Genomic DNA, 25322 nt, shown 5'->3' on the forward strand with positions numbered 1-25322 from the left:
CGCAAACGGAGGGTGACGCCGCGGGCTGCGCCCGGAGCCCGGTCGGGGCATGCCGAAGGGGGCGGGCGCCCGGGGCGCCCGCCCGCTTCACGAGGTGCCGTGCCGGCTACTCGGTCTTCACCTTGATCGAGCCGTCGATGATGCCCGCCTTGGCCTTGGCCACGGCGTCCTGGGCGCCCGGGATCTCGGCGAACTTCGGGTTGCTGTCGGACAGGCCCACCCCGTCCGACTTCAGGTCGAAGGTGTGGGTGCCGGCCAGCGGCTTGTCGTCCTCGACGGACTTGGCCAGGGCGAGGACCGCGCCGTCGATGTCCTTGAGGGCGGAGGTCAGGATGTAGTCCTTGTAGGCCGCGAGGGCCTCCTGCTCGTACTGGTCCGAGTCGACGCCGATCGCCCAGACCTTCGCCTTGGCGGCCGCCTCGATCACGCCCTGTCCGGACAGACCGGCCGCCTGGTAGACGACGTCGGCCTTCTTCTCGATCTGGCCCTCGGCGGCCGCGCGGCCCTTGTCCGGGCTGGAGAAGCCGCCTTCCTCGGCGGTCTGCGTCAGGTACTGCGAGATGACCTTGATCTTGGGGTCGGTGTCCTGGACGCCCTGCTTGTAGCCGGCCTCGAACTTGTGGATCAGCGGGATGTCCACGCCGCCCACGAAACCGACCGTCCTGGTCTTGGTGGCCTTGGCGGCGGCGACGCCGGCGAGGTAGGAGGCCTCGTTCTCGGCGAAGACGAGGGACGCCACGTTCTTGCCCTCGACCACCGAGTCGACGATGCCGAAGGTGGTGTCCGGGTACTTCGAGGCGACCGCCTTCATCGCCGGGCCGTAGGCGAAGCCGACGCCGATGACGGGGTTGTAGCCCTGCTTGGCCAGGGAGGTCAGACGCTGTTCCTTGTCGGCGTCCGTCTCACCGTCGGTGGGCTCGATGTCGGCGGTCTTGTAGCCGAACTCCTTCTTCGCCCGCTCCAGACCGGCGTACGCGGCGTCGTTGAAGGACTGGTCGCCCTTGCCGCCGATGTCGTACGCGATGGCGAGGCCCTTGTCCTCCTTGCCGTCGCCGCTGTCGCTGCTGGTGCCTCCGCAGGCCGTGGCGGCGAGTGCGAGCGACGCGGCCCCCACCGCGACGCGGGTCAGTCTCGATATCCGACGCATCTGAAGTTCCCCATTCTCCAAAGCCCCGCAGCGGGCGCTCGGTTCGGCGCAGATTAACGCGCGTAGAAACTCCTGGGAACGGGGTTCCGCAGGGCCGTTACCCATTCGTGCCGCTGGCCGGTTACGACCCTGTGAACGACCGCGACGCTCAGGTGACGGCGTCGATGAGCGCCGCCGCGGTGAACATCTCCACGCCGACGGTGATGGCGCTCTCGTCCACGTCGAAGTCGCCTTGGTGCAGGTCGCGGACGGTGCGCTCGCCGGGCGGGCGGACGCCGAGGCGGGCCATGGCGCCGGGCACGCGCTCCAGGTACCAGGAGAAGTCCTCGCCGCCGAGGCTCTGCTCGGTGCTCTCCACGGAGTCCGTGCCGAGCCGGGCGATCATGGCGGTCTGGAGGAGTTCGACGCTGGTCACCTCGTTGACGACCGGCGGCACGCCCCGCACGTAGGTGATCTCGGACTTCGCCCGGTACAGGTTGGCGATCTCGTCGATGGCGCCCACCACCAGGTCGGGTGCCTGGCGCCAGGCGTCGAGGTCGAGGCAGCGGACCGTCCCGGCGAGTTCGGCGTGCTGCGGGATGACGTTCGGAGCGTGGCCGGACTCGACCCGGCCCCAGGTCAGGGCGAGGCCGCTGCGGCTGTCCACGCGCCGGGCGACGAGCGAGGGCACGTCGGTGACCACGCGCGCGGCGGCGGTGACCAGGTCGGTGGTCAGGTGCGGGCGGGCGGTGTGGCCGCCGGGTCCGTTGAGGGCGATCTCCAGCCGGTCGCAGGCGGAGGTGATGGGCCCCACCCGCAGCCCGATCCGCCCGGCGTCCACCCGGGGGTCGCAGTGCACGGCCAGGATCCGGCGCACCCCGTCCAGCGCGCCGCCCTCGATGGCGTCGGCGGCGCCGCCGGGCAGCACCTCCTCCGCGGGCTGGAAGACCAGCCGCACCGGCCGGGGCAGCAGACCCCGCTCGTGCAGCGCGGCGAGGACGAGTCCGGTGCCGAGGACGACGGTGGTGTGCACGTCGTGCCCGCAGGCGTGGGCGCGGTCCGGCACCCGTGAGCGGTAGGCGCACTCGTTCTTGGTGTCCGGGATGGGCAGGGCGTCGATGTCGGCCCGCAGGGCGAGCATGCGCGGCCCGCCGGCCCACTGTCCCGAGTCGGTGTTGGTGCCGATGTCGCAGACGAGCCCGGTCCCTACCGGAAGCACGCGCGGCTTGAGGCCGGCCCGTTCGAGCCGTTCCTTGATCGCGGCGGTGGTGCGGAACTCCTGGTTGCCCAGCTCGGGGTGCATGTGCAGGTCGCGGCGGAAGGCCACGAGTTCTGCGCGCAACGCCTCCGGCAACGCACCGGGAAGTTGCGCTTCCCCTGACGGATCGGCCTCGGTCTCACGGGACATCAGTTGCTTCACCCTCTGAAGGGTAGGACGCCGGGGTGGTCAACTGTCCCACGATCAACAAAATTTCAGCCCGTTAGGCGAAGAAAGTTGGCCACTCGGCGCATGGCTCTCAACGGGGGTGGGTACACTCACCCGCTTCTGGCCTCGGCACCCGGCTCCGTCTTTCCTGTTCACTTGCTTCTCTCACGCATACCACGGTACGGCTGAGCCACGCTGGACCGTTCACGCGAGAAGACTCGAACCCGAACGCAGGTTCGGACGCGGACCGCCTACCCCGCGCTCGCCACCACCACCGCCGACAGCCGGTGGACGTCCCGGGCCGAACCCGTGACCCCGGACAGAAAGCCCCGCGCCCGCGGTGAGGCGTGCTGGGTGAGCCAGGCGGGGTCGATGTCGCAGACCGCGACGCGGACCTCCGTGCCGGCCAGGGCCAGCGGCAGGGTGTGGACGACGGTGGAGGGGAAACTGAGGACCGTTCGGCCGATCGGGCCGCGGCGGGCGATCAGCTCCAGGGGGAGGTCGGGGCGGACGATCTGCAGGCCCGTCTCCACGGCCAGCCGGTGCAGCTTCTCGGCGCTCTCGCGGCGGTGGGCGAAGTAGCGGGCCGCCCCGTGGGCCTTCGCCAGGCCGCGTACGGCGTCCAGGTAGCGGTCGGAGTCGACGACACCCGTCTCGACCAGGGAGGTGCCGACCATGTCGGCGCCCTTGGTGATGCGCGGCGGGCCGAAGCGGGCGCGGGTCCAGACGAAGTCGTTCGCGGTGACGGTGACGCCGTCCGGGACGTCCTCGATCGGCATGGAGGAGAAGACCGAGACCTGCCGGTCGGGGGTCGGGGTCAGGCGGTGCCGGGCGGACCGGGAGACGGGCGCGAAGAGCAGGTCGCGCGGGCCGGGCCGGCTGCCCTTGCGGTGCCAGCGGACCAGGCGTTCGCCCTGGGCGAGCTGGGTGACGAACTCCATCGTGGCCGTGCCGTCGTCGACGACGACGAGGTCGTGGGCGCGGGTGATGGTCAGGAGCAGTTGGACGTAGCGGGAGAAGGGGTCGCCCATCACGACCCGTTCGGCCTGGCGCAGGGCGGTGGTGAGGCCGCCCACGGTGCGGAAGGGTGCCGTGGCACCGCCCCGGGCCTCCTCCCAGCGGATCGTGTGGCCCTCCTTGCGGGCCAGTTCGGCCATGCGGCGCAGCTGACCGCGGGTCATCGGGTCCACGGGGGACAGCACCACGAGGGTGAGCTCCGCGCCGGGTGCGCGGGTGTGCGCCCACTCCAGCACGTTCAGCAGTTGTACCGGGCTCTCGACGAAGGCGAGAGTGCGGGGGCCGGCATTCCCGGCGCGGGGGCTCATCGGCGTACGACCGTCCCGTGGTGAGGGCCTTGTGGGGTGGTGGAGCCTGGTGTCAGACGGTGGGCCTGGTGTCAGACGGTGACGGGCTCGCCCGCGGCGTCGGCGATCTCCGCCTCGGCGACGGCACCGGTGACGCGGCGCAGCTTCTTCATCGGGCCCAGCTCGGACTCGTAGACCTTCTTCACGCCGTCGCCGAGGGAGGCCTCGATGGTGCGGATGTCGCGCACCAGGCGGGTCAGGCCCTGCGGCTCGACGGAGGCGGCCTGGTCGGAGCCCCACATGGCGCGGTCGAGGGTGATGTGGCGCTCGACGAAGGCGGCGCCGAGGGCGACGGCGGCGAGGGTGGTCTGCAGACCGGTCTCGTGGCCGGAGTAGCCGATCGGGACGTTCGGGTACTCCTGCTGGAGGGTGTGGATGACGCGGAGGTTGAGCTCCTCGGCCTGCGCCGGGTACGTCGACGTGGCGTGGCACATGAGGATGTTGTCGCTGCCCAGGACCTCGACCGCGTGGCGGATCTGCCGCGGGGTGGACATGCCGGTGGAGAGGATGACGGTGCGGCCGGTGGCGCGCAGGGCGCGCAGCAGCTCGTCGTCGGTCAGCGACGCGGAGGCGACCTTGTGGGCGGGGACGTCGAACTTCTCCAGGAAGGCGACGGCCTCGGTGTCCCACGGGGAGGCGAACCAGGCGATGTTCTTGGTCCTGCAGTACTCGTCGATCTGGCGGTACTCGTCCTCGCCGAACTCCACGCGGTGGCGGTAGTCGATGTACGTCATCCGGCCCCAGGGGGTGTCCCGCTCGATGTCCCACTGGTCGCGCGGGGTGCAGATCTCGGGGGTGCGCTTCTGGAACTTGACGGCGTCGCAGCCGGCGTCGGCGGCGGCGTCGATCAGCTTGAAGGCGTTCTCGATGTCGCCGTTGTGGTTGATGCCGATCTCACCGGTGACGTAGACGGGGCGACCGGGGCCGGCCTCGCGGGTGCCGAAGGTGCGGATGCGGGAGTTGGTGCTCATGGCAGCGGTTCCTTACTTGGACTGGGTGATCGTGGGGGATTCGAGCGAGTCGGGGGTGGTGTGGGAGTCGGGGGTGGTGTGGGAGTCGTGGGAGTCGAGCGAGGGGCCGAGGAGCCAGCTCGCGATCTCCCGGATGGCGCCGTCACCGCCGGGGACGGTGGTGACCGCGCGGGCCGCGCCGCGTACGGCGTCGTGGGCGCTGGCGACCGCCACGGGCCAGCCGACGAGGGCGAAGCACGGGAGGTCGTTGACGTCGTTGCCGACGTAGAGCACGCGTTCGGGTGCGATGCCCTGTTCCTCGCACCACTGCTTGAGCGCGAGGTCCTTGCGGTCGATGCCGTGCAGCACGGGGAGCTTGAGCTTGCGCGCGCGGGCGGCGACGACCGGGTTCACCTCCGTGGACAGGATCAGCATCGTCAGGCCGCTGCGGCGCAGGGCCGCGATGCCGAGTCCGTCGCCGCGGTGCACGGAGACGAACTCCCGTCCGTCGGAGTCGATCAGCACCCGGTCGTCGGTCTGGGTGCCGTCGAAGTCGAGGACGACCGCGTCGATGTCGTGTGCTGCGGGGAGGCGGGTGGGAGGAACGGCAGCGAGGGCGCCGGGCCGGGCGGCGTCGAAGTGCGGTGCCAGGGCGCGGGCGCGGGCCAGGTCGTGCGGGTCGTCGATCTCCAGGACGCGGGCCGGGTCGGTGCGGACCAGTTCGGTGCGGCCGAAGAAGCGGTGCCCGTGCTTGCGGAAGCCGGGGGCGGCCATGGCGTAGGCGGCGCCGGTCTCCAGCAGGTCCTGGGGGCGGTCCTGGCGGCGGGGGCGGTACGACTTGTCGTGGTTGACGCCGTAGCCGCCGTCGGGGCCGTCGGCACCTTCGCTCTCGTTCCCGCCGTCGCGCCACACGAAGCCGTGGAACGGTGCCACGGTGACCGCGGTGTCGGCGCCGGCCTCGGCGACCGCGCCGGCCACCCCGTCGATGTCCTCGCGGACGATGAAGGGGCTGGTGCACTGCACGAGCAGCACCACGTCGACGGCGGCGGCGTGCAGGGCCTCGTGGGCGTCCATGGCGTGCAGCACGGCGGCCTCGGAGGTGGCCGTGTCCCCGGCGATGGCGGCGGGCCGCAGCACGACCTCGGCGCCGGCCTCGCGGGCCGCCGCGGCGATGGTCTGGTCGTCGGTGGACACGACGACGTCCGTCACGAGTCGGGCGGCCCGGCATTCCCGCACCGCGCGGGCCACGAGCGGGACGCCGCCGACGGGGGCGAGGTTCTTCGCGGGCACTCCCTTGGAGCCACCGCGCGCGGGAATCACCGCGAGCACCCGGCGCACCGAAGCACCCTGGCCCGCTTCCGGGTTGGACATGGGGTCTGCTCCTTGCGCAGGGGGCTGGGGGGACGTGGGGGTTCGGGGGGCCAGGGTCGGGTCCGGCCCAGGGGTGACGTTGGGCCGAGGCGCCGGGGCGGGCACGGGGGCCGGGCCGGGTACGGGTTCCGGGCCAGGTACGGGATCCGGGCCAGGTACGGGAGCCGGGCCGGGTACGGGAGCCGGGGCGGACCCAGGCGCCGGGGCACAACCGGCTGTCAAGGCGAACCCCGATATCGGGCCAGGCTCAGGCACCGGGGCAGACCCGGGTGCCGAGGCGAGCCCCGGCATCGAGCCGGGCACGGAGGCCCGGCCGGGTACGGGAGCCGGGGCGGACCCAGGCGCCGGGGCACAACCGGCTGTCAAGGCGAGCCCCGATATCGGGCCAGGCCCAGGCACCGGGGCAGACCCGGGTGCCGAGGCGAGCCCCGGCATCGAGCCGGGGGCGAGTGTCGGGGCGGGCCCGGGGGCGGGGGTGGTCACAGGTCCCCCATGCGGCGGATTACCGGGGCCACTCGTTGGACGCCGTGTCGGTAGGCGCCGCGGGCCGCGCGGCGGACCACCTGGCGGACGGGGCCGGGCTCGCGGTCGGCGGCCGGGGTGCCGGGGAGCCGGGTGCCGTCGGGGGCGAGGTGGTGGCGGGCGAGGATGCCGGGCAGGTAGCCGGGGGCGGTGACCGGTGTGTAGTACGGGGCGAGCGGGGGCAGGGCGCCGCGCAGGGCGGCGATGCGGTCGCGGGCCTCGTCGAAGGCGGTCGCGTACTCGCCGTCTGCGGCGACGCCCTGCCGGGCGACCCACTCGGCGTCGGGTGCCGGGCGGTGGCCCTCGTCGAGCTGGTCCCAGGAGGCGAGGCAGCCGGAGCCGACGAAGTGGTGGTTGCCGAGGGCCTCGCGCACGCCGAGGTCGGTGAGCACGACCGTCGGGATGCGGCGGTGCAGGGATTCGAGGGCCGCGGTGGAGCTGATGGTGACCAGCAGGTCGGTACGGTCCAGGACCTCGCCCATGTGCCCGTAGACCAGGCGGAAGTTGGGCGGCGGGTCGGCCCGCTGCACCAGCTTCTGGTAGGGCAGCTCCTCGATGTGCGTGGTGTGCTCGCCGGGCTTGGAGCGCAGCTTGAGCAGTACCTCGCGCTCGGGGTGCCTGCGGGCGTGCCGGATCAGCCGTTCGAGGAGGTACGTACGGTCCTTGCGGCTGTCCGGCACGGAGGGCTGGGCGGCGAAGACGACCGTGTAGGGGCGGTCCGCGCCGGCGGGTTCGCCCGCGTAGGTGGCGCCGCCCAGGAAGGGCAGGGCGACCTCGGTCACCGCCGAGGCGTCGGCGCCCACCCCCTCGTACACCTCCCGGAAACGCTCCGCGTCCTGGCGGGAGTTGGCGAGGACGAGGTCGGCGCCGTGACGCAGCAGCAGGCCGTCGGCGAGCTTCTCGTAGACGACGCCGACGTAACCGGTGACGACCACGGGCCGGTCCGCGCGGTCCCGCCAGGCGCGGCCGAGTCCGTGCAGCATCGCCTGGACGCCGCCGCCTACCAGGGCGAGGACGAGGACGTCGTAGGACTCCTCGCCCCTCGCCGCCTCCATGGCGCGCAGGAACTCGACGGCGGTCACCTCGCGGAGCGAGTCCGCGGTGACGCCGACTTCCCGCAGCTGGCGGGCGGTGGGGGTGGCTCGGCCGCGCAGGAGGTAGCCGTCGAGGCGGATGTCCGTGTCCGCGGGGGAGATCCGGGTCGCGGTGAGCGCGCCCCATTTCCACCGGGTGTCGGAGTCCGCCAGGACGGCGACTCGCAGGGCCTTCGTTGCACTTGCTGGCACGTCGTAGACGCTAGGAAGCCATTTCTAGGAACCGCCCAACCGGAATCCAACAAATGGTGAACAGCACATCGCCGATAGGGGAATCAGCTCGCCCGGCATCCGTAAAAATGTTCGCTTCACTGCTTCGCCACGCCGCGTTCACCTCACATCAAGGCGGCGGTAAAGCCGAATGCCGGGCCGGCGCATAACGTCGCTCACGTGCCCAAGCTCTCCGTCATCGTGCCGTTCTACAACGTTCGGCAGTACGCACCAGACACCCTGCGGAGTCTGCGCGCAAACGCGCGGGACGACTTCGAATTCATTCTCGTCGACGACTGCTCGACCGACGGGACCGTGGACCTCCTCGCCCGTGCCGAGCGCGAGCTGCCGGGGGCGGTGCTGGTCATACACGAGAAGAACGGCGGCCTGGCGACCGCCCGCAACACCGGCATCGACCGGGCGCGCGGCGAGTACGTCACCTTCCTGGACGGCGACGACTGGCTGGCGCCGGGCCACTGCGCCCGGCTGGTGGCCGCGATCGAGGGCCTCGACGTCGACTTCGTCCGCACGGACCACGTGCAGTGCACCGGGCGGGCCCGCACGCTGCACCGGGTTCCGCACGGCCGGCGCAACGTGGCGCTGCGTCCGCGCGACGCGATCCTGCCCGCGCACCGCACGACCTCCGTCGACTACGCCTACGCGTGGGCGGGGATCTACCACCGGCGGCTGGCCGAGCGGGGGCTGCTGCACTTCACCGACGGGCTGCGCACGGCCGAGGACCGGCCGTGGATCTGGAAGCTGCACCGGGAGGCGGACTCCTTCGCGGTGACCGGGCTGCTCGGTGCCTTCTACCGGCGCGGGGTGGCGTCCTCGCTCACCCAGATCGGTGACGTCCGTCAGCTCGACTTCATCCGCGCGTTCGACGAGGTCGTCGCGGGGGCGGCGGGTGACACGGACGCGGAGTTGCTGCTGCCCAAGGCCGTGCGGACGTACTGCGCGATCATTTCCCACCATCTCGGTTCCATCGAAAGGTTCGAGCCTGCCGTGGCGCGCAAACTCAAGGAGATGAGCGCGGCGGCGCTGCGGCGGATGCCGCAGGACGCGCTCGACCGGGCGCTGGGTTCGATGGACGCCGAGCGCGCCACGCGGCTGCGCCGGCTGCGTCGCCACGCGGCTGCGGGCCGGCCGGGAACGGGGGCGGCGGCGTGACCACGCAGATCTTCCTGGCGTCGACGCTGTACGGCACGGCCACGCTCGCGGCGGCCCTGGACACCGGCTGCTTCGCCTCGGCCGACCGGCGGATCCTGCTGGTCTCCAACAACGCGGCGACGCCCGAGACGACCCCGTCCGTCGACCGGATGCCGGGGTTCGAGCGGCTGCGCGACCGGTTCGACGACGTGGTGTCGTGGAACGAGGCGATCTTCCCCTTCCATCCCGGCGGCTGGTCGCCGCGGCTGGACGACGTACCCATGTGGGAGCGGCATCTGCGGCTGGCCTGGGGCATCGGGGACGACGACGTGGCGCTGGCCGTGGAGTCGATCCAGGTGCACCCCGCGCTCGGCGTGGCGCAGATCTTCACCGACGCGCCGCTGACCGTCTACGCGGACGGGCTGATGAGCTACGGGCCCACCCGCACCAAGCTGGCCCCGCTGGTCGGCACGCGCGTCGAACGGCTGCTCCACCTGGACCTGGTGCCGGGACTCGTGCCGCTGCTGCTGACGGAGTTCGACGTCGAGCCCGAGATCGTGCCGACCCCGGCGTTCACCAAGGTGCTGGCGGAACTGGCGGAGACCGGCGCGGGTCTGCCGGACCTGGAGCGGCCCGCGGTGCTGCTCGGCCAGTACCTGTCGGCGCTGGGCGTGCTGTCCGCCGAGGAGGAGGAGCACCTGCACGTGCGGATGCTGACCGGCGCGGCGGCCCTCGGGCACACCCGCGTGGTGTTCAAGGCCCACCCGACCGCCCCGGCCCGCTTCACCCACACCCTGGAGCGGGAGGCCGGGAAGCTCGGCGTCGAGCTGAGCGTGGTGGAGACGCCGGTACTCGCCGAGGTGCTGTTCCAGCGGACCCGCCCGGCGCTGGTCGTCGGCTGCTTCTCCACGGCGCTGCTCACCGCGTCCACGCTGTACGGCCTGCCGGTGGCCCGGGTCGGCACCGAGACGCTGCTGGACCGGCTGACGCCGTACGAGAACAGCAACCGCGTCCCCGCCACCCTCGTGGACGCGCTGCTGCCGGACCTGTCGGACGCCGCAGCGGTGGCCGCCGGTCGACCCGGCACGGACATCGAGGCGCTCACCGCGCTGCTGCGGGCCGTCGGCTTCGCGATGCAGCCGAAGGTCCTGCCGGAGCTGCGCCCCGCGGCCGAGGACTACCTGCGCGCGAACCTGACCACCCACACCTGGCGCTACTTCAAGAAACGCCGCCTGACCTCCCTGGGCCTCCCCGGCGGCATCCCGTCCCGCCTGGGCTTCCTGCCGCACAACTCGACTGCCCGGAGGGTGGTGCGCCGGGCGCGGGCGATTCGGCGGTCGACGGGGCGGTGAGGGTGGCGGAAGCCCCCACAGGGCGTCAGCCCGCCGTGCGGGGGTGACGGACCTCCCCGGGAGGGCGAGGGTTCACCCGGCGTCCGCCCGGAGGCCACCCGCCAAGCGTTGGTCTGCGGCGCATTCGGGCTCCGGCCGGAGAAGCGTGGAGCGCATGGCATGCCACTCCCGCCTGCTGTGGTAACCACCCGGAGCCCGCCTGCTGCCCTTCTGCCCGACGAGCAGCGACAGCCGGTGCCGCAGCACCCGGACCCCCGTCTCCAGGGACTGGATGTGGGCGCGGGCGCTACGGCGGGCCAGTGCCCACTGGTCGTGCGTCGCCTTGGTGATCGCTCCCGCCCACCGGGCCGACAATTCGGGCGTCAGCTCCCGCTTGCGCGCCGCCCACGCCCCGGCGTGAATCACGGCGTGAATCACCAAGAATTCACTTCCACCGCGAACGGAGTTCGCCTTTCCGCGCCCGATTGGACACCGGCGGATTCGGGAGCGTCGTTAACCTGTTCCAATCCCCGACCTTCGAGCGTGAGAGGCCCGCGTGCCGAAACTGTCCGTCGTCGTCCCCATGCACAATGTGGAGACCTTCGCCGAGAGCACTCTGCGAAGTCTCGCCAACAACGCGGACCCGGACTTCGAGTTCCTGCTCGTCGACGACTGCTCCACGGACTCCACGTCATGGACGGTCGACCGCTGGGCGGAGCGACGCTCCGACACCCGGGTGATCCGGCACGAGACCAACCGGGGCATAGCGCAGGCCCGCAACAGCGGAATCGACGCGGCCCGGGGCGAGTACGTCACGTTCCTCGACGGCGACGACTGGTACGGGCCGGACTACCTGGCCGAACTCGTGCGCAGCGTCGACGAGTTGGGCTGCGACTTCGCCCGCACCGACCACGTGCAGGCCACCGGCACCGAGCGGGTGATCAAGCGGCCGCCGGCGCCCGTGCGCAACACCGTGATGGACCCGCGCGACGGCATCGCGCCGCCGCACATGGAGACGATGGTGGACTACCCCTTCGTCTGGGCGGGGATCTACCGTCGGCACCTCTTCGCCGACGGCGGGATGCGCTTCGCGACCGAACTGCGCACCGCCGAGGACCGGTTGTGGATCTGGCGTCTGCACCTGAAGGCCCGCTCGTACGCGTCCGTCGGTCTGCACGGCGTGTTCTACCGGCGCGGTGTCGCCACCTCGCTGACCCAGATCAAGGACTCCCGGCAGCTGGACTTCATCCCGGCCTACGACATGCTGCTCCAGGACCTGCTGCGGGACCCGGAGGCCGAGCGCTTCCTGCCGAAGGCGGTACGGACGTACTGCGCCATGATCGCCTTCCACATCGGCAAGGTGAACGAGTACGAGGCCTCGGCGGCCCAGCGGCTGCGGCGCGAGGCGCGGGACGCCCTCCACCGCATGCCCCAGCACGTCCTGGAGGAGACCCTCAGGACCATCGACAGCACTCGGAGCAGGTTGCTCGGCCGCCTGCGTGACGGGCGGAAGGCTGCCTGACCCATGCCCCACGAGACTTCCACGTCCCACGAGACTCCCATGCCTCACAGGACCCAGATCTTCCAGGTCTCCACCCTCTACGGAGCGGCCACCCTCGCCGCGGCGCTCGACGCGGGCCTGTTCGGGCCGCGCGACGGCGCCCGGCGGGTGCTGCTGGTCTCGAACAACGCCGCGATACCCGAGACCGCGCTGCGGCTGGACGAGATGCACGGGTACGAGCGGATATCCGCGCGGTTCGACTCCGTCGTCAGCTGGAACGAGGCGATCCGCCCGCACCACCCCAGCGCCTGGGGCCCGCGCGGAAACGACACGGCACTGTGGCAGAAGGCCTTCCGGCTCGCCTGGGGCATCGGCGAGCGGGACCTGATCGAGCTGGCGGTCGAGTCGATCCAGGTCAACCCTTCCCGCGCGCTCGCGGCGATCTTCTCCGAGAGCGCCGTCCACGTGTACGCCGACGGCCTGATGAGCTACGGCCCGACCCGCGAGAAGCTGCCGCTGACCATCGCGAGCCGCGTCCGGCGCCTCCTCCACCTGGACCTGATCCCGGGGCTGCGTCCCCTGCTGCTGTCCGAGTACGGCGTCGAGCCCGAGATCGTCCCCGACGAGGCGTTCCGCGCCGTGCTCGACGAGATCTCCCGGGACGCGGCGGACGACCCCGAACTGGCGCCCGTGATCCGGGAGAAGCCCACCGCCGTTCTGCTCGGCCAGTACCTGGCGGCGATCAACATCCTCACCGCGCCTGAGGAGGAGGACCTCCACGTCCGGATGCTCACCGGGGCCGCGCGGGCCGGGCACCGCTCCGTGGTCTTCAAGCCGCACCCGACGGCCCCCGCCGGCTACACGGCGGCCCTCAGCAAGGCGGCGGCGGACGCGGGCGTCCGGCTCACCGTGCTGGACGCGCCCCTGCTGGCCGAGACGCTGTACGACCACTGCGCGCCCGAACTGGTCGTCGGCTGTTTCTCGACGGCGATGGTGACCGCCTCCGCCTACTACGACGTGCCCGTCGCCCGGGTCGGGACGGCGCTGGTGATGGAGCGGCTCAAGCCGTACCCGAACAGCAACCGGGTGCCGCTGGCCGTCGTCGACCATCTGCTGCCCGACCTGGAGCGCGGCGAGGAGCCGGCCCTCGTCGGCGCGGCACCCGAGTCGCTGTCACCGCTGGTGCGGGCGATCGGCTTCTGCATGCAGCCCAAGACGTACGCGGACCTGCGGGAGCCGACCGAGGTGTGGCTGCGCGCCCGGCCGGCCGCCACCCCCGCCTACTACTTCCCCGAACTGCGGCTGACCGAGCTGGGCCTGCCCGGCAGCCGTCCGCAGTTGCGCGCGAAGCTCCAGGTGCGGCGGGCCCGGCGCGTGGTGCGCAGGGCGGTACGGCGCGGCGCCGGGAAGAAGTGACAGCGGCCGGGCCGCGGGCTGCACCCGCCGCGGCTCGGCCGCCCCGGCAACCTCCGCCGGACGCACCGGCGCGGCCGGGGCCGGCGCGCGGCCGTACGGGCGCCAACGGCTCCGGGCAGCGGACCACTCCGGCCGCCGTCGCGGCCCCCGCCGATCAGCCCAGCCAGCGGCCCAGCCGCAGCCGCGTCCACAGCAGGGCGGCGGCGAACGACAGCACGACCGTCGCCACCGTCAGCCCGGCGAGCCCGGCCACGGCGCCCGCCCAGCCCGCGTCCGCGGAGACCACGCGCGGGGCGAGCGCCTCCAGGAACATCAGGTGGACCAGGTAGGCCCCGAAGGAGGCGCCGGCGAGCCGGCCCAGCAGTGGGCGCAGCCGCTCGGGCACCCTGATCCGGTTGAGGGCCATCAGCACGGTCCCCGCCAGCAGCGCCACCACGAGCGAGGCGTACGGCCCCGGGAAGTGCACCCGGTGCTCGTAGACGGCCACCGCGGCCCACGCGCACAGCCCGCCGGCCAGCCACAGCAGCCGTCGTCCCCGGCCGGCGACGGCGGAGCCCGGCAGCGAGAGCAGGACGGCCCCGGCGACGGCGTACACGATCTGGTAGACGCCGAACTGCCAGGCGAAGGGCGGGACCCGGACGTTGAGGAGGCGCCCGAGGTCGCCGAGGAGGGTCGGGGCGAGGGCGAGGCCGAGCAGCGCGGCACCCGCGCCCCAGGGCCGTTTGCCGGCCCTGACCAGGACGGCAACCGACAGCAGCAGGATCACGGGGACGTAGGCGTACAGGTACCAGAGGTGGAAGGCGGGCCGGACGGAGCCGAACACCGCGTTCAGGGCGAGTTCGCGCACGGGGTCGGTGTGGGCGTCCCGCACCCAGTCCCAGAGCAGGTAGACGACGGTCCACACGGCCATCGGCACGACGATGCGGGTCAGCCGCTTGCGGACCTGGCCGTCGTCACGGGGCGGTGCGCCGCTCAGCACGACCCACCCGGCGATCGCGAAGAACAGCGGGACGGCGCACCGGCTCAGCGCGTCCCCGGCGAGGGCGGTCCAGTAGACGGGCCCGCCGCCCTCGGGGGTACGGTCCACGGCCTTCATGAGTTCGCCCGCGGCGTGGCAGACGATGACCCCGACCGAGGCCAGGACGCGGACGAGGTCGAGGTCGTACCGGTGCTCCCCCCGGGCCCGCGGGGCTCGCGTCTCGGCGGCGGGGGCAGGGGGGCGTACGGAGTCAACGGCGGTCAGGGGCTCGGCGGCGATGGGTGGTCACTCCCGGGTAGGACGCGCGGGGACATCGGTGCAGGCTATGAGGGCGCCGCGAACAGCGGGAAGCCGTGCCTGATGAACATCGGCCACCTGCGCGTGACCTTCCGGTGAACGGCGGGAGACGTCATCCGGCGGTCGTCCGGAGTTCCGCAGAAGTTCTCCCGGCGGCCCGTTCGGAGGCGGCGCGTCCGGCCGGGGACCTCCCTAGTCTGGCCACACCCACCCCACTGGCGTTCCGCGTACCCACGTGCACCTCCGTGACGGATTGAGGTCGTTGGCCCATGAACAGCCGTTCCCTGCTCCGCAGTCCGGTCTCCCGGCGTCTGCTGCGTCCCGTGACGGATCTGATCGACCAGCGCATCGACCGTCGGGTGCGCGCGGCGGTCCGGGAGGCCACTCCCCACCGGCTGACCTGCGACGTGCTGCTCGGCGCGGACGGCCGGGGCCTGTCCCGGGTGCTGGCGGAGGGCCCGCTGGAGCGGCTGCGCGCCGAGGTCGCGGCGCTGTCCGGCGGCCGTGGAGCGGCCACCCGCAACATCACGACCGCCTACCGGCTCCTGATCGCGCTGGAGTCGCTGGGCGTGGGCCGGATCGCGGGCGGCACCATGAACATCTGCGGCAAGCTCGCCACCGTCCCGCTGCTCGATCCGCCGAACGACGAGATCCTGGAGATAGGGACGCTGTACGGCATGTTCTCCACCGGCCTCGTCCGGATGCTGGAGCGCGACGGGCGCAGCCCGAGCCTGACCATCGTGGACCCTTTCGCCGGTGTGCAGCTCCAGCCCGGCACCACCGTGCGCCCCGACCCGACGGGCACCCCGGTCGACGAGCACGCCGTGCGCACCAACCTCGCCCTCGCAGGCCGGGCGGGCGCGGGAGCCCGGATCCGGCGCGGCTACTCCGAGGACCCCGACACCCGGGCCGCCGTCTCGGACCGCGCCTACGGCGTGATCGTCGTCGACGGCGACCACTCGGCGAAGGGGGTCCGCCGGGACCTCCAGTGGGCCGAGGAGATCGCCGCGCCCGGCGCGGTCGTCGTCCTGGACGACTACGGCGACCCGAGCTGGCCGGGCATCAAGGAGGCCCTGGACGACCACCTCAAGGCCGGCACGCGCTTCACCTACCTGGGCAGGGCGGCCCACTCCGCCTTCCTGCGGGCGTCCTGAGCACCGACCCGGGACGCGCCGACGTACCCGTCCACCTCGTTCACGAGCACCCCGGACGAGTGATGATCCATGCCCTGAACCGCGGTCCAAAGGTGCCGTCGGCGGCGGCCCCGGCGTTGACGGCCGCCGCGATACCCGGGGCCGCTGTGGCCGCCGCACCGGTGTGTGGAGCGGCCGCCGGCCGCCTTGGTTGCGGACGGTACTGACGCGGACGCGTTGAGCGATTCGTGCGATTTTCCTTCCATCGGATCGTGCGCGCCAACCCCATTTCCGGCTCGGAGGAGGCATCCTCCCCTCATGGCCACTGCGCAAGAGACGCACAAGTACCCCGGTGAGCTGAACGACGTCCCCGGCTGGTTCTGGCCGCTCGACCAGGTGCTGTTCTCCTGGTTCCTGGAGCGCCAGGAGAGCATGGACACCCGCGGCGACCTGCTGGAACTCGGTGCCTACCTGGGCAAGAGCGCGATCCTGCTCGGGCACCGGCTGCGGGACGGCGAGACGCTCACCGTCTGCGACCTGTTCGGGGCCGAGCCGCCGGACGCGGCCAACCGGGCAGAGGCGGCGAAGTCGTACTCCTCCCTCACCCGGCAGGCCTTCGAACGGAACTACCTCTCCTTCCACAAGACCCTGCCCACGATCGTCCAGGCGCCCAGCTCCGCGATCGTCGACGAGGTCGCGCCGGGCAGCTGCCGCTTCGTCCACATCGACGCCTCGCACCTGTACGAGCACGTCGAGGGCGACATCGGCGCGGCCCGCGATCTGCTGAGGCCCGACGGGATCGTCGTCCTCGACGACTTCCGCAGCGAGCACACGCCGGGCGTCGCCGTCGCCGCCTGGGAGGCGGTGCTCAACCGCGGGCTGCGCCCGGTCTGCCTGAGCAGCCAGAAGCTGTACGGCACCTGGGGCGACCCGGAGCCGGTGCAGGAGGCGCTGCTGTCCGCGCTGCGCGGGCGCGACGACATCGCGGTGACGGTGGAGCGGGCCGCGGGACAGCGGCTGGTGCGCACCCGCGCCAAGAGCAAGCGGCTGAGCCCGCCCCCGCTGCCGGTCTCGCGCCACCCGGCGCCGGCGGTGGAACCGGATGCGCCGGCGGCGGACACCGCACCCGTGCCGGGGCAGACCACCCAGCCGCGCCCGGCGGGCCGCACGGCGCGGACCACCCGGCCGCCGAGCCCGCGCGACCGGACCCGCCGGCTGGCCCTGGACCTGCTGCCGCCGGTCGTCACCCGGGCGGTGCGCCGGTATCTGGCCGCGCAGCGGGCGAAGGCGGGCGGCGGGTCGGGTCAGTCCAGGCCGTAGGCCGTCCCGATCCCCGTGATCACCAGGGCGAGCGCTTCCTCGAAGTGCCGCTCGTAGTCCGTGAAGATCTCCGCGCCCGCCGCGGCCGTCAGTGGGTAGGCGGCCAGCAGGAGGCGCTGCTGGACAGCTACGAGGCGGAACGGCGCCCGGTCGCCGACCGGATGCTCGGCCTGTCCACCGGCGTCCACCGCGGCGAGGTGCGGCGCCGGCACGCGACCCGCCAGCTGGGGCTGGGCTACCGGGACTCGGCCCTGACCGTGGAGGCGCGGGCTGCGGCCCCGGAGGGCGCGCTGCGGGCCGGCGACCGCGCGCCCGACGGGAAGGTGGAGGGCTTACGGCTCTTCGACGCGTTCCGGGGGCGGCACTGGACGTTGTTGGCGCTGGGCGCGGAGGCTCCCGGCGGCGTGGACGGGGCGGTGCGGGTGGTGCGCGGGGAGCCGCACCCGGCGTACGGCACGGGCCTGTTCCTCGTGCGGCCGGACGGGTACGTCGGCTGGGCGGGCGACTCCCCGGCCGGCCTCGACGGCTACCTGTCCCGGTCCGTCAGCCGTCGCCGTCGAGGAGAGTGTCCACGTGGAGGTCGAGGGCGACGCCTACCGACTCCGGCACAGGCACATCGTGCCCACGCTTGAAGCGCTGCGGGTCCGAATACGTGCCGTCGGCCGGTTCCGTGTAGAGCAGAACCTCGTCGTGCTTGCGGTCGACGACCAGGTAGGCCGGGATACCGGCCTGCGCGTAGCACTCAACCTTGGGCCCGAGGTCGTCGGACCAGTTGGACGACGTGATCTCGACGACCAGGCGGAAGACGTTGGGCGCATAGTAGTTCTTGGTGACGTGGGCGTCGCGGAAGTCCTCGTCGACGATGGAGAAGTCGGGGATCGCGAAGTCAGCCGGCAACGTGGGTAGCCACAGCCCGACACCCTGCACATACTCGTACCCAGCCTCGACGATCCCGGCGCGGTCGAACGCCCTGCCTAGCTTGGTCAACGCCAGTTGATGCGAACCGTCCGGCGGCGGTGTCACAGTGAGCCTCCCCTGGAGAATCTCCACGCGGTGGCCCGGCAGTGCACGAGCGAGCTGGTCGGCAGCCTCGCCCAGGGTCAGCTCCTGCTGCATTACGGCCATGGCGTCCTCCTTTTCGGGGCCCACTCTCCACGAGAGTAGCCGGAGACGGACGGCTTCCGCCTCCGATCACCCATTCGAGGTAATGGCCCAGCTCAGAAGGCGTCCGAGGGCACGTACGTCCCCCAGACCTCCCGCAGCGCGTTGCACACCTCGCCCACCGTGGCCCGGGCCCGCAGCGCGTCCTTCATCGGGTAGAGGACGTTGTCCTCGCCCTCGGCGGCCTTCTTCAGCGCCGCCAGCGCCGCGTCGACCGCCTCCTGGTCGCGCTCCGCGCGGAGCCCCGCGAGGCGTTCGGCCTGCTGGGCCTCGATGGCCGGGTCGACCCGGAGGGGCTCGTACGGCTCCTCCGCTTCGAGCTGGAACCGGTTGACCCCGACGACCACGCGCTCGCCGGAGTCGGTCTCCTGGGCGATGCGGTAGGCGCTGCGCTCGATCTCGCTCTTCTGGAAGCCGTGCTCGATGGCGTTGACCGCGCCGCCGAGGTCCTCGACCTTCCGCATCAGCTCCAGTGCCGCCGCCTCGACGTCGTCGGTCATCTTCTCGACGACGTAGGAGCCGGCGAAGGGGTCGACGGTCGCCGTCACGTCGGTCTCGTAGGCGAGGACCTGCTGGGTGCGCAGGGCCAGGCGCGCCGACTTGTCGGTGGGCAGCGCGATGGCCTCGTCGAAGGAGTTGGTGTGCAGCGACTGCGTGCCGCCCAGGACCGCGCCCAGACCCTGCACGGCGACGCGGACCAGGTTGACCTCGGGCTGCTGGGCGGTGAGCTGCACGCCTGCGGTCTGGGTGTGGAAGCGCAGCATCAGCGACTTGGGGTTCTGCGCGCCGAACTCCTCCCTCATCACCCGGGCCCAGATCCGGCGGGCCGCACGGAACTTGGCGACCTCCTCCAGGATCGTCGTACGGGCCACGAAGAAGAAGGACAGGCGGGGCGCGAAGTCGTCGACGTCCATGCCGGCCGCGACCGCCGTGCGCACGTACTCGATGCCGTCCGCCAGGGTGAAGGCGATCTCCTGCGCGGGCGAGGCACCGGCCTCGGCCATGTGATAGCCGGAGATCGAGATGGTGTTCCACTTCGGGATCTCGGCCCGGCAGTACTTGAAGATGTCCGCGATCAGCCGCAGCGAGGGCTTGGGCGGGAAGATGTACGTCCCGCGCGCGATGTACTCCTTCAGCACGTCGTTCTGGATCGTGCCGGTGAGCTGGTCCGCGCTCACCCCCTGCTCCTCGGCGACCAGTTGGTAGAGCAGGAGCAGCAGGGAGGCCGGTGCGTTGATCGTCATCGACGTCGAGACCTTGTCCAGCGGAATCCCGCCGAACAGCACCCGCATGTCGTCGATCGAGTCGATCGCCACGCCGACCTTGCCGACCTCCCCGCTGGCGATGGGGGCGTCGGAGTCGTGGCCCATCTGGGTGGGCAGGTCGAAGGCGACCGACAGACCCATGGTGCCGTTGGCGATCAGCTGCTTGTAGCGGGCGTTGGACTCGGTCGCCGTGCCGAAACCGGCGTACTGGCGCATCGTCCACGGCCGGCCGGTGTACATCGACGGGTACACACCCCGGGTGAAGGGGTACTTCCCCGGCTCGCCCAGCCGCTCGGCCGGGTCCCAGTCCGCCTGGGCGTCGGGCCCGTAGACCGGTTCGATGGGCAGTCCACTCTCGGTGGACCGAGCACTGCCCGACTCGCGCGCCATGGTGTGTTGCCTCCCGCTGAGCACCTGTTCGAACCGATCGGACCAGCCGTGCCTACTCGCCAGTACAGGCCGATCCTCCGACGGACTGTATCCGCGCGCGTGCACCCGGTGGAGAGGCGCACGCTGGGACCTTGCTCACAGCCTCCATGCGGTCCCGGTCACAACAATGCCGCGCCGTTCAGGCGGCGTCATCCGCGGGGAACATCTCAGGGGACATCCGTGCGGAGCCGTGGGACGACAGGGGGCTGTGATGCGTGAGGCGAGCATGGGGAACGCGGGGAGGGCGGTCGCCCTCGCCCTGGGGGCCGCTCTGGTGGCGGCCGGTTGCACCGTGGGGCACGGGCCCGGACGACAGGGGGCGGTCGCCGGTGCGCATAGACGTCACCGGCGCCCCGCCGAAGCACACGCCGGCCGAGGACCGGCCGTCGAGCGGGCCGCCGTCGGGCGAGCCGCGTAACGAGCCACGTTCGGACGGGCCACGTTCGGACGAGCCACGTTCGGACGGGCCACGTTCGGACGAGCCACGTTCGGACGGGCCACGTTCCGACGAGCCGCGTTCCGACGAGCCGCGTTCCGACCCGGACCCTGTCCCGGCCCGGGTGCTGTGGACCCGCGGTGACTCCGGCCGGGACGTGCGCGAACTCCAGGCCCGGCTGCGTCAGGTCGAGTGGCTGGTCGACGGGCCCACCGGGACGTACGACGATCTGACCGAGACCGCGGTGAGCGGCTTCCAGGGCAAGCGCGGGCTGCCGAGGACGGGCCGGACGGACACGGTGACCTGGCAGCGGCTGCTGGACATGACGCGCGAGCCCGGCAAGTGGGACCTGTACCTGATGGGCGGGCAGCCGGCCGCCGCGCCCGACCCCCGCTGCACGACCGGCCGGGTGCTGTGCGTCAGCAAGTCGAGCCGGACGTTGCGCTGGATGGTCGACGGGCGGACCGTCTCGACGATGGCGGTGCGCTTCGGCTCGCAGCGCACGCCGACCCGCGAGGGCGTCTTCGAGGTGTACTGGAAGTCCCGCGATCACTGGTCGACGCTCTACGACACGGCCATGCCCTACGCGCTGTTCTTCAGCGGCGGCCAGGCCGTGCACTACTCGTACGACTTCGCGGCCCGCGGCTACGCGGGTGCCTCGCACGGCTGCGTCAACGTACGGGACGAGGCGGCGATCAAGGATCTGTACGCGCGGGTGAGAAACGGCGACAAGGTCGTCGTGTACCGGTGAGGCGCGGGGCGGGGTGAATGGGGCGCGGGCGGGACCGGGGGAACGTGTCCCGCCCGCGCCAGGTGCACGAGCCGTAGGTACGGGGGGAACCCCGGCTCGGTGCGGAAGCCGATGACCAGTCGGCTCACTCATTACTGCGCTTTGGTGGCCGAAAGTGTCACACCCTCGGGGCACGAGTCCCTGGCGTCGGCGAAAGCGCAGGTCAGGGAGCGGAAGGCGGACGGGACGTGCCGACCGAGAGGGCGGTGGGCGTCGGGGCCGGACGGGGCCGGGCGGCGGTCGTCTTCGTCCCCGTCCTGACCGTCGTCGCCGTCGTCGCCGTCGTCGCCGTCGTCGCCGTTCTTTCCGCCTTTGCCCTTGTCTTTACCCTGGCCGCCATTGCCGTCTTTGTCGTTCTTGTCGTCCTTGTCGCCCCGGTCGGTCCTGCCGTCGCCGCCACCCTCGCCGTCGCCGTCGCCGTCGCCCATCCGGAGTTCCCCGTCCCGGCCGTCGGCTCCGGTGACGGCGAGGAGGTTCTTGCAGTACTTCCCGACCCGCGACGAGCCGCCGGCCGCCTCCTTCAGCGCGCGCCGGTGGGCACCGTCGACGTCCTTGCCGGCCCGCACCTTGCGGCAGGACGCGACGAGGCCGGAACGCCTGCCGTCGGGGCCGCCGGTCCCCCGGTCGTCCGAGTCCCGGCGCTCCGGGGTCCGGTCCGCGGCGGTGCCGCCGTCCCCCGGGGTGTCCGCACCGGGCGCGCCCGAGGGGGTGTCGTCGGGCACCGCCCCGCCGCCCTGCGCGCCGTCCATCGGGGAGGGCGAGAGCAGCGGGCGGTCGGGCGACACGGCGGCCGAGGCGCTGGCGGCGGGTTCCGGTTGGGTGCGGTCGAAGGGCGTGGGCAGCACTCCGGTTCCGGCCGCCACGGCGACCCCGCCGACCATGCCGACGGCCAGCGCGGCGACCAGGCCGAGCCGCAGGGGCCGGCTCCAGCGGGGGCGCCGGGGACTGTCGCCTCGCGGGCCGATCCGTACCAGACCGGCGTCGGAGGGCCGGGTCGCGGTGCCGGGTCCGAGCGTGCCGCGCGCCCCCGCGGAGAGGTCGGCGCGTTCGGCGTACGCCTTGCGGAAGGCGGCCAACGCGGCGGCCTCGCCCGGGAGTTCGTCGCCGGTCGGCGGGGGCGGGACGGAGAGCGCGCCCAGGGCCAGGGCGAGTCGTTCGGCGCGGTCGCGGGCCGTGGGGCGGACAGCGTCCAGTGACTCTCCGCGCAGCAAGAGCTCCGCTGTTTCGCGGTCCAGCCACTTGTCCTGCTCGTCGGCCATCACATGTCCTTCTGCGTCCGCGCACGCGTATGCGTCACACCCGCGGACGTCACGGCACGACCGCGCGGTTCTCGCTGCGGTGGCAGGGCGTCGAGCCCGCCGCCGGATTCCGGATCGCAGGCGAGCAGTTCGGCCAGCCGCTTCAGGCCGCGGTGCGCGGCGGTGCGGACGGCTCCGGGCCGCTTGCCGAGCGTCTCGGCGGCGCTCTTGGCGTCGAGGCCCACCACCACGCGCAGGACGACGGCCTCGGCCTGGTCCTGGGGCAGCCGGGCGATGAGCGAGAGAGTGCTGTCGGTGGCCAGGGCCTCCATGGCCTCGCCCGCGGTGTCGGACTCGGCGGGCCTGCCGGTCAGCTCCGTCTCGTCGCCGCCGATCGCGGGCCGGCGACCGCGCATCCGGATGTGGTCCAGGGCCCGGTTGCGGGCGATCCGGGCGGCCCAGCCGCGGAACCGGTCGGCGTCCCCGTCGAACCGCTCCAGGTCACGGGCGATCTGCAGCCAGGCCTCGGACGTCACGTCCTCGGCGTCGTGATCGCCGACGAGCGTCCGTACGTACCCCAGCAGCCGCGGATGCACCGCGCGGTACACAGTCCGGAACGCGCTCTCGCTCCCGTCCTGTGCCGCACGCAGCGCGGCGGTCAACTCCGCGTCGTCCCCCAGCACCGAGAAGCCTTTCTGCGCCTAAACCGGCGCCGCTCTCGCGGACGTGGTCCTCGCCGTCGTGGTTTCTCAATTGATGGTTGCGGCGGTCTCCCGCAACCCCGTCGCGGGGGCGAGCCCCCCGCTGCATCGGCGCGAATGGCACGTTACGTCTTGAAACCGCCACTCGTCCATGTCCCGATCGCATTGCCATACAAGATGCAACTAACCCGTGACGCGGTGAGGTGTGACAGAAAACGCACTCTCGGCGCTGAAGGGAGTACGGGCCGCCGCGCGGCCCGTGCCGCGCGACGGCCGGGGCCTCTCCTGTGGGGGGTGGCGGCCTCGGCCGTTGCCTTGGCGGACGGACGGCGTCCTCAGCGGTCCGTCGTCGCGTCCCGGCACAGCAGCCGGAGCGAACCGTCACCGGCGAAGCAGCGACGGGCCTCGTCGACCGGGTCCCACAGCCGGCCGTCCGGAGTGCGGACCCAGTGGTCACCGCCGGTCGCCCACCACTCGCCGCCGGACTCCCGCGCGATCACCTCACCGGCGTAGGCCCCGAGGCCGCGCAGCGCGGTCTGCACGGCGGCGTACGGGGCTCCCTCGCGGCGGATGCCGTCGATCACGCGGTCGACGCGCCACAGACTCTGCGCCGAGTAGTCGAGGCGCAGCCGGGCGCCCTCGCGCATCGTGGCCACCGCGTCCGCCGCCCACCGCACCGGCTTCGCGGCGGCCGACGGCCGGTTCTCCTGCTGGGTCGTCAATCCGCTGGTCACAGTCGTCATATGGGCTAGAGCGCCGCGGGGCCGAGTTTCGTCACAGGCTCGCGGGGGCCGTTCCGCAACCGGCGCAGGACCGCCCCACCTCCGCCACGTCCGCCGCACCGCCGCCGCGCGTTCACCGCACGACCGTCACAGGCGGGCGTCCCGGCCGCGGGCCCGGCGGGACACCACGGCGCGCAGGACCCGGCGCCCCTCCGTGGAGATCTCCAGGGCGGGGCGCAGCCCGGCCGGGCCGTGCGCGGCGAGCAGTTCCAGGACGGTGACCTGGCGGCGCAGTTCGCCCGCGACAAGCGGTGCCGGCCCGTTCGTGTCCGCCGCCGGGTCCAGGAGCCGGTGGACGCGCAGTGCGGCGGCGGAACAGGCGTCGGCCCAGGTCCGCAGCGCCGGGCCGGAGCACTCGTCCGGCGCGTCGGCCAGCATCACGCGGGCCAGGAGCACGGCCTCGTCCTCGTCCTCACCGCCGGTTCCCGCGAGTTTGTCGCGCACCTGCGCCAACTCCCCCGCCCAGTCGGGCCCGGGCTCGGCGCGGGTGTCGTCGGCGAGGGTGGCCCACAGGGGTCTGAGGACCTCGTCGTCGCCGTCGAGCAGCGGCAGGCAGCGATCCAAACAAGCCAGTCCGCTCGCGGCCAGTGCGCGTGCGTCGACCCGCGCGATCAGTTCCACCAGGCTCACCGGTTGCCTCCCTGTTCCCGCCGAATCGCCCCGCTCACCACCACGGAGCCCGCACTGACCCTTACAGCGTGCGACGACCCGGGAGTGTCACAGCGGTACGACGCCCAGCCGGTCGAGGAACCGGAAGAAGAGTTTTTCGGCCACCGGACCGGAGTCGTCGCCCCCGGCGTCCGGGACGGCGGCCGGGTCCGCCGCGAGCACCTCCGCCAAGTCCACGGCGCTCGCGGTGCGCCCCGCCTCGGCGGCCCAGGCGACGGCGCGTTCGGCGGCGTCCCGGGGCTCCAGGAAGTAGTCCTCCAGCGTGAGACCGTCCCGTTCGGCGCCGAGATACCCGGCCATCGCGGACCGCGCCAGACAGGTCGTCCACGCCCCGCTCTCGGGCGCCGCGGCCTCCACGACCACGCAGTCGCTGTCCATGACGTACCCGAACAGGGCGGGCGCGCCGGTCTGTCCGGCCAGGTCGTTCATGTTCCCGACGTCTCCGTCGCCGCCCGGGAACTCCCACACCTGCCAGCCGTCCGGCGCGGACTGACGCAGGGCCATGTCCGCGGCGCCGGCCAGCGCGTCCAGTCCGGCGAGCGGCCGCTCGCCGCGGCCCACGACGAAATAGCCCCAGTACCCCATGTCCAGGTTCCCCCCGGCGTGTCGGTTCGGCTGCCCAAAGACCACCACAGCCGTACGGGAGTTCGCAGCCGGACAGG

At 72.6% G+C, this 25322-nt stretch carries 20 protein-coding genes and 4 pseudogenes; 8 read left to right on the forward strand and 16 right to left on the reverse strand.

Features of this window, described 5'->3' with window-relative positions; translation table 11 throughout:
• Window positions 1–106: 106 nt before the first annotated feature.
• The 6 genes from ACFWR9_RS25530 to ACFWR9_RS25555 all read right to left on the reverse strand — a co-directional run bounded on the left by ACFWR9_RS25530 (window position 107) and on the right by ACFWR9_RS25555 (window position 8045).
• On the reverse strand, window positions 107–1147 hold the full coding sequence (locus ACFWR9_RS25530; protein ID WP_383846092.1) for a BMP family protein: 1041 nt from the start codon (window positions 1145–1147) through the stop codon (window positions 107–109).
• A 148-nt stretch (window positions 1148–1295) separates the two neighbouring features.
• On the reverse strand, window positions 1296–2534 hold the full coding sequence (locus tag ACFWR9_RS25535; protein ID WP_383846202.1) for a M20 family metallopeptidase: 1239 nt from the start codon (window positions 2532–2534) through the stop codon (window positions 1296–1298).
• A gap of 269 nt (window positions 2535–2803) precedes the next feature.
• Window positions 2804–3877: a hypothetical protein gene (locus ACFWR9_RS25540; protein WP_383846094.1), complete on the reverse strand. Its 1074-nt coding sequence runs from the start codon at window positions 3875–3877 to the stop codon at window positions 2804–2806.
• 71 nt (window positions 3878–3948) lie between these two features.
• Complete coding sequence (locus tag ACFWR9_RS25545) at window positions 3949–4887, reverse strand: N-acetylneuraminate synthase family protein (protein ID WP_383846096.1); 939 nt, start codon at window positions 4885–4887, stop codon at window positions 3949–3951.
• 12 nt (window positions 4888–4899) lie between these two features.
• Window positions 4900–6237: a cytidylyltransferase domain-containing protein gene (locus ACFWR9_RS25550; protein ID WP_383846098.1), complete on the reverse strand. Its 1338-nt coding sequence runs from the start codon at window positions 6235–6237 to the stop codon at window positions 4900–4902.
• 479 nt (window positions 6238–6716) lie between these two features.
• Window positions 6717–8045, reverse strand: a complete 1329-nt coding sequence (locus ACFWR9_RS25555; RefSeq protein WP_383846100.1) for a DUF6716 putative glycosyltransferase — start codon at window positions 8043–8045, stop codon at window positions 6717–6719.
• Between the two features lie 198 nt (window positions 8046–8243).
• On the opposite strand from ACFWR9_RS25555, the gene ACFWR9_RS25560 reads away from it, so the two are divergent.
• Together ACFWR9_RS25560 and ACFWR9_RS25565 are read left to right on the forward strand one after the other, a co-directional pair.
• The gene (locus ACFWR9_RS25560) at window positions 8244–9233 is read left to right on the forward strand and encodes a glycosyltransferase family 2 protein (protein WP_383846102.1); all 990 of its coding nucleotides are present in this window, start codon (window positions 8244–8246) and stop codon (window positions 9231–9233) included.
• Complete coding sequence (locus ACFWR9_RS25565) at window positions 9230–10564, forward strand: polysialyltransferase family glycosyltransferase (RefSeq protein WP_383846104.1); 1335 nt, start codon at window positions 9230–9232, stop codon at window positions 10562–10564. Before ACFWR9_RS25560 ends, ACFWR9_RS25565 begins: the two co-directional genes overlap by 4 nt.
• Window positions 10565–10720: 156 nt before the next feature.
• Here the strand turns inward: ACFWR9_RS25565 and ACFWR9_RS25570 are convergent.
• Window positions 10721–10960: pseudogene (locus tag ACFWR9_RS25570) on the reverse strand (hypothetical protein); the annotation flags it as partial.
• Window positions 10961–11099: 139 nt separating this feature from the next.
• Here ACFWR9_RS25570 and ACFWR9_RS25575 point away from each other — a divergent pair.
• Together ACFWR9_RS25575 and ACFWR9_RS25580 are read left to right on the forward strand one after the other, a co-directional pair.
• Entirely contained in the window at window positions 11100–12065 is a 966-nt protein-coding gene (locus tag ACFWR9_RS25575; protein WP_383846106.1) for a glycosyltransferase family 2 protein, read from the forward strand.
• Between the two features lie 39 nt (window positions 12066–12104).
• A complete protein-coding gene (locus ACFWR9_RS25580) occupies window positions 12105–13460 on the forward strand; it encodes a polysialyltransferase family glycosyltransferase (protein ID WP_383846108.1) in 1356 nt (451 codons plus the stop codon).
• 154 nt (window positions 13461–13614) lie between these two features.
• Here the strand turns inward: ACFWR9_RS25580 and ACFWR9_RS25585 are convergent, their stop codons facing one another.
• Window positions 13615–14718 carry an acyltransferase gene (locus tag ACFWR9_RS25585; protein WP_383846204.1) on the reverse strand — a complete coding sequence of 368 codons (1104 nt, stop codon included), beginning with the start codon at window positions 14716–14718 and terminating at the stop codon, window positions 13615–13617.
• 287 nt (window positions 14719–15005) lie between these two features.
• Here ACFWR9_RS25585 and ACFWR9_RS25590 point away from each other — a divergent pair, with 287 nt between their 5' ends.
• Window positions 15006–15890: a class I SAM-dependent methyltransferase gene (locus tag ACFWR9_RS25590; protein ID WP_383846110.1), complete on the forward strand. Its 885-nt coding sequence runs from the start codon at window positions 15006–15008 to the stop codon at window positions 15888–15890.
• 297 nt (window positions 15891–16187) lie between these two features.
• Window positions 16188–17189, forward strand: coding sequence for a class I SAM-dependent methyltransferase (locus ACFWR9_RS25595; RefSeq protein WP_383846112.1), 1002 nt, complete (start codon window positions 16188–16190; stop codon window positions 17187–17189).
• Here ACFWR9_RS25595 and ACFWR9_RS25600 read toward each other — a convergent pair.
• Window positions 17174–17299: pseudogene (locus tag ACFWR9_RS25600) on the reverse strand (TetR/AcrR family transcriptional regulator C-terminal domain-containing protein); the annotation flags it as partial. The gene ACFWR9_RS25595 and the pseudogene ACFWR9_RS25600 overlap by 16 nt on opposite strands.
• Here ACFWR9_RS25600 and ACFWR9_RS25605 point away from each other — a divergent pair.
• Window positions 17288–17728 (forward strand): annotated as a pseudogene (locus ACFWR9_RS25605) (pentachlorophenol monooxygenase); the annotation flags it as partial. The pseudogenes ACFWR9_RS25600 and ACFWR9_RS25605 sit on opposite strands and share 12 nt — an antisense overlap.
• A 4-nt stretch (window positions 17729–17732) precedes the next feature.
• Here the strand turns inward: ACFWR9_RS25605 and ACFWR9_RS25610 are convergent.
• The gene (locus ACFWR9_RS25610) at window positions 17733–18314 is read right to left on the reverse strand and encodes a Uma2 family endonuclease (protein ID WP_383846114.1); all 582 of its coding nucleotides are present in this window, start codon (window positions 18312–18314) and stop codon (window positions 17733–17735) included.
• Between the two features lie 92 nt (window positions 18315–18406).
• Window positions 18407–20005, reverse strand: coding sequence for a methylmalonyl-CoA mutase (locus ACFWR9_RS25615; RefSeq protein ID WP_383846116.1), 1599 nt, complete (start codon window positions 20003–20005; stop codon window positions 18407–18409).
• 250 nt (window positions 20006–20255) lie between these two features.
• Here ACFWR9_RS25615 and ACFWR9_RS25620 point away from each other — a divergent pair.
• Window positions 20256–21231 (forward strand): annotated as a pseudogene (locus ACFWR9_RS25620) (L,D-transpeptidase family protein).
• A gap of 131 nt (window positions 21232–21362) precedes the next feature.
• On the opposite strand, the gene ACFWR9_RS25625 reads toward ACFWR9_RS25620, so the two are convergent.
• From ACFWR9_RS25625 to ACFWR9_RS25645, 5 genes are all read right to left on the reverse strand, one after another.
• A complete protein-coding gene (locus ACFWR9_RS25625; RefSeq protein ID WP_383846118.1) occupies window positions 21363–22529 on the reverse strand; it encodes a hypothetical protein in 1167 nt (388 codons plus the stop codon).
• Window positions 22529–23191 (reverse strand): RNA polymerase sigma factor, encoded by a 663-nt coding sequence (locus ACFWR9_RS25630; protein ID WP_383846120.1) that lies wholly within the window; start codon window positions 23189–23191, stop codon window positions 22529–22531. Before ACFWR9_RS25630 ends, ACFWR9_RS25625 begins: the two co-directional genes overlap by 1 nt.
• Before the next feature lie 353 nt (window positions 23192–23544).
• Window positions 23545–23952, reverse strand: a complete 408-nt coding sequence (locus ACFWR9_RS25635) for a hypothetical protein (protein ID WP_383846122.1) — start codon at window positions 23950–23952, stop codon at window positions 23545–23547.
• Between the two features lie 126 nt (window positions 23953–24078).
• On the reverse strand, window positions 24079–24621 hold the full coding sequence (locus ACFWR9_RS25640) for a hypothetical protein (RefSeq protein ID WP_383846123.1): 543 nt from the start codon (window positions 24619–24621) through the stop codon (window positions 24079–24081).
• Window positions 24622–24708: 87 nt separating this feature from the next.
• The gene (locus ACFWR9_RS25645; protein WP_383846125.1) at window positions 24709–25245 is read right to left on the reverse strand and encodes a hypothetical protein; all 537 of its coding nucleotides are present in this window, start codon (window positions 25243–25245) and stop codon (window positions 24709–24711) included.
• Window positions 25246–25322 lie beyond the last annotated feature (77 nt).

The organism is Streptomyces sp. NPDC058534 (assembly GCF_042717365.1).
Taxonomy (GTDB): domain Bacteria; phylum Actinomycetota; class Actinomycetes; order Streptomycetales; family Streptomycetaceae; genus Streptomyces.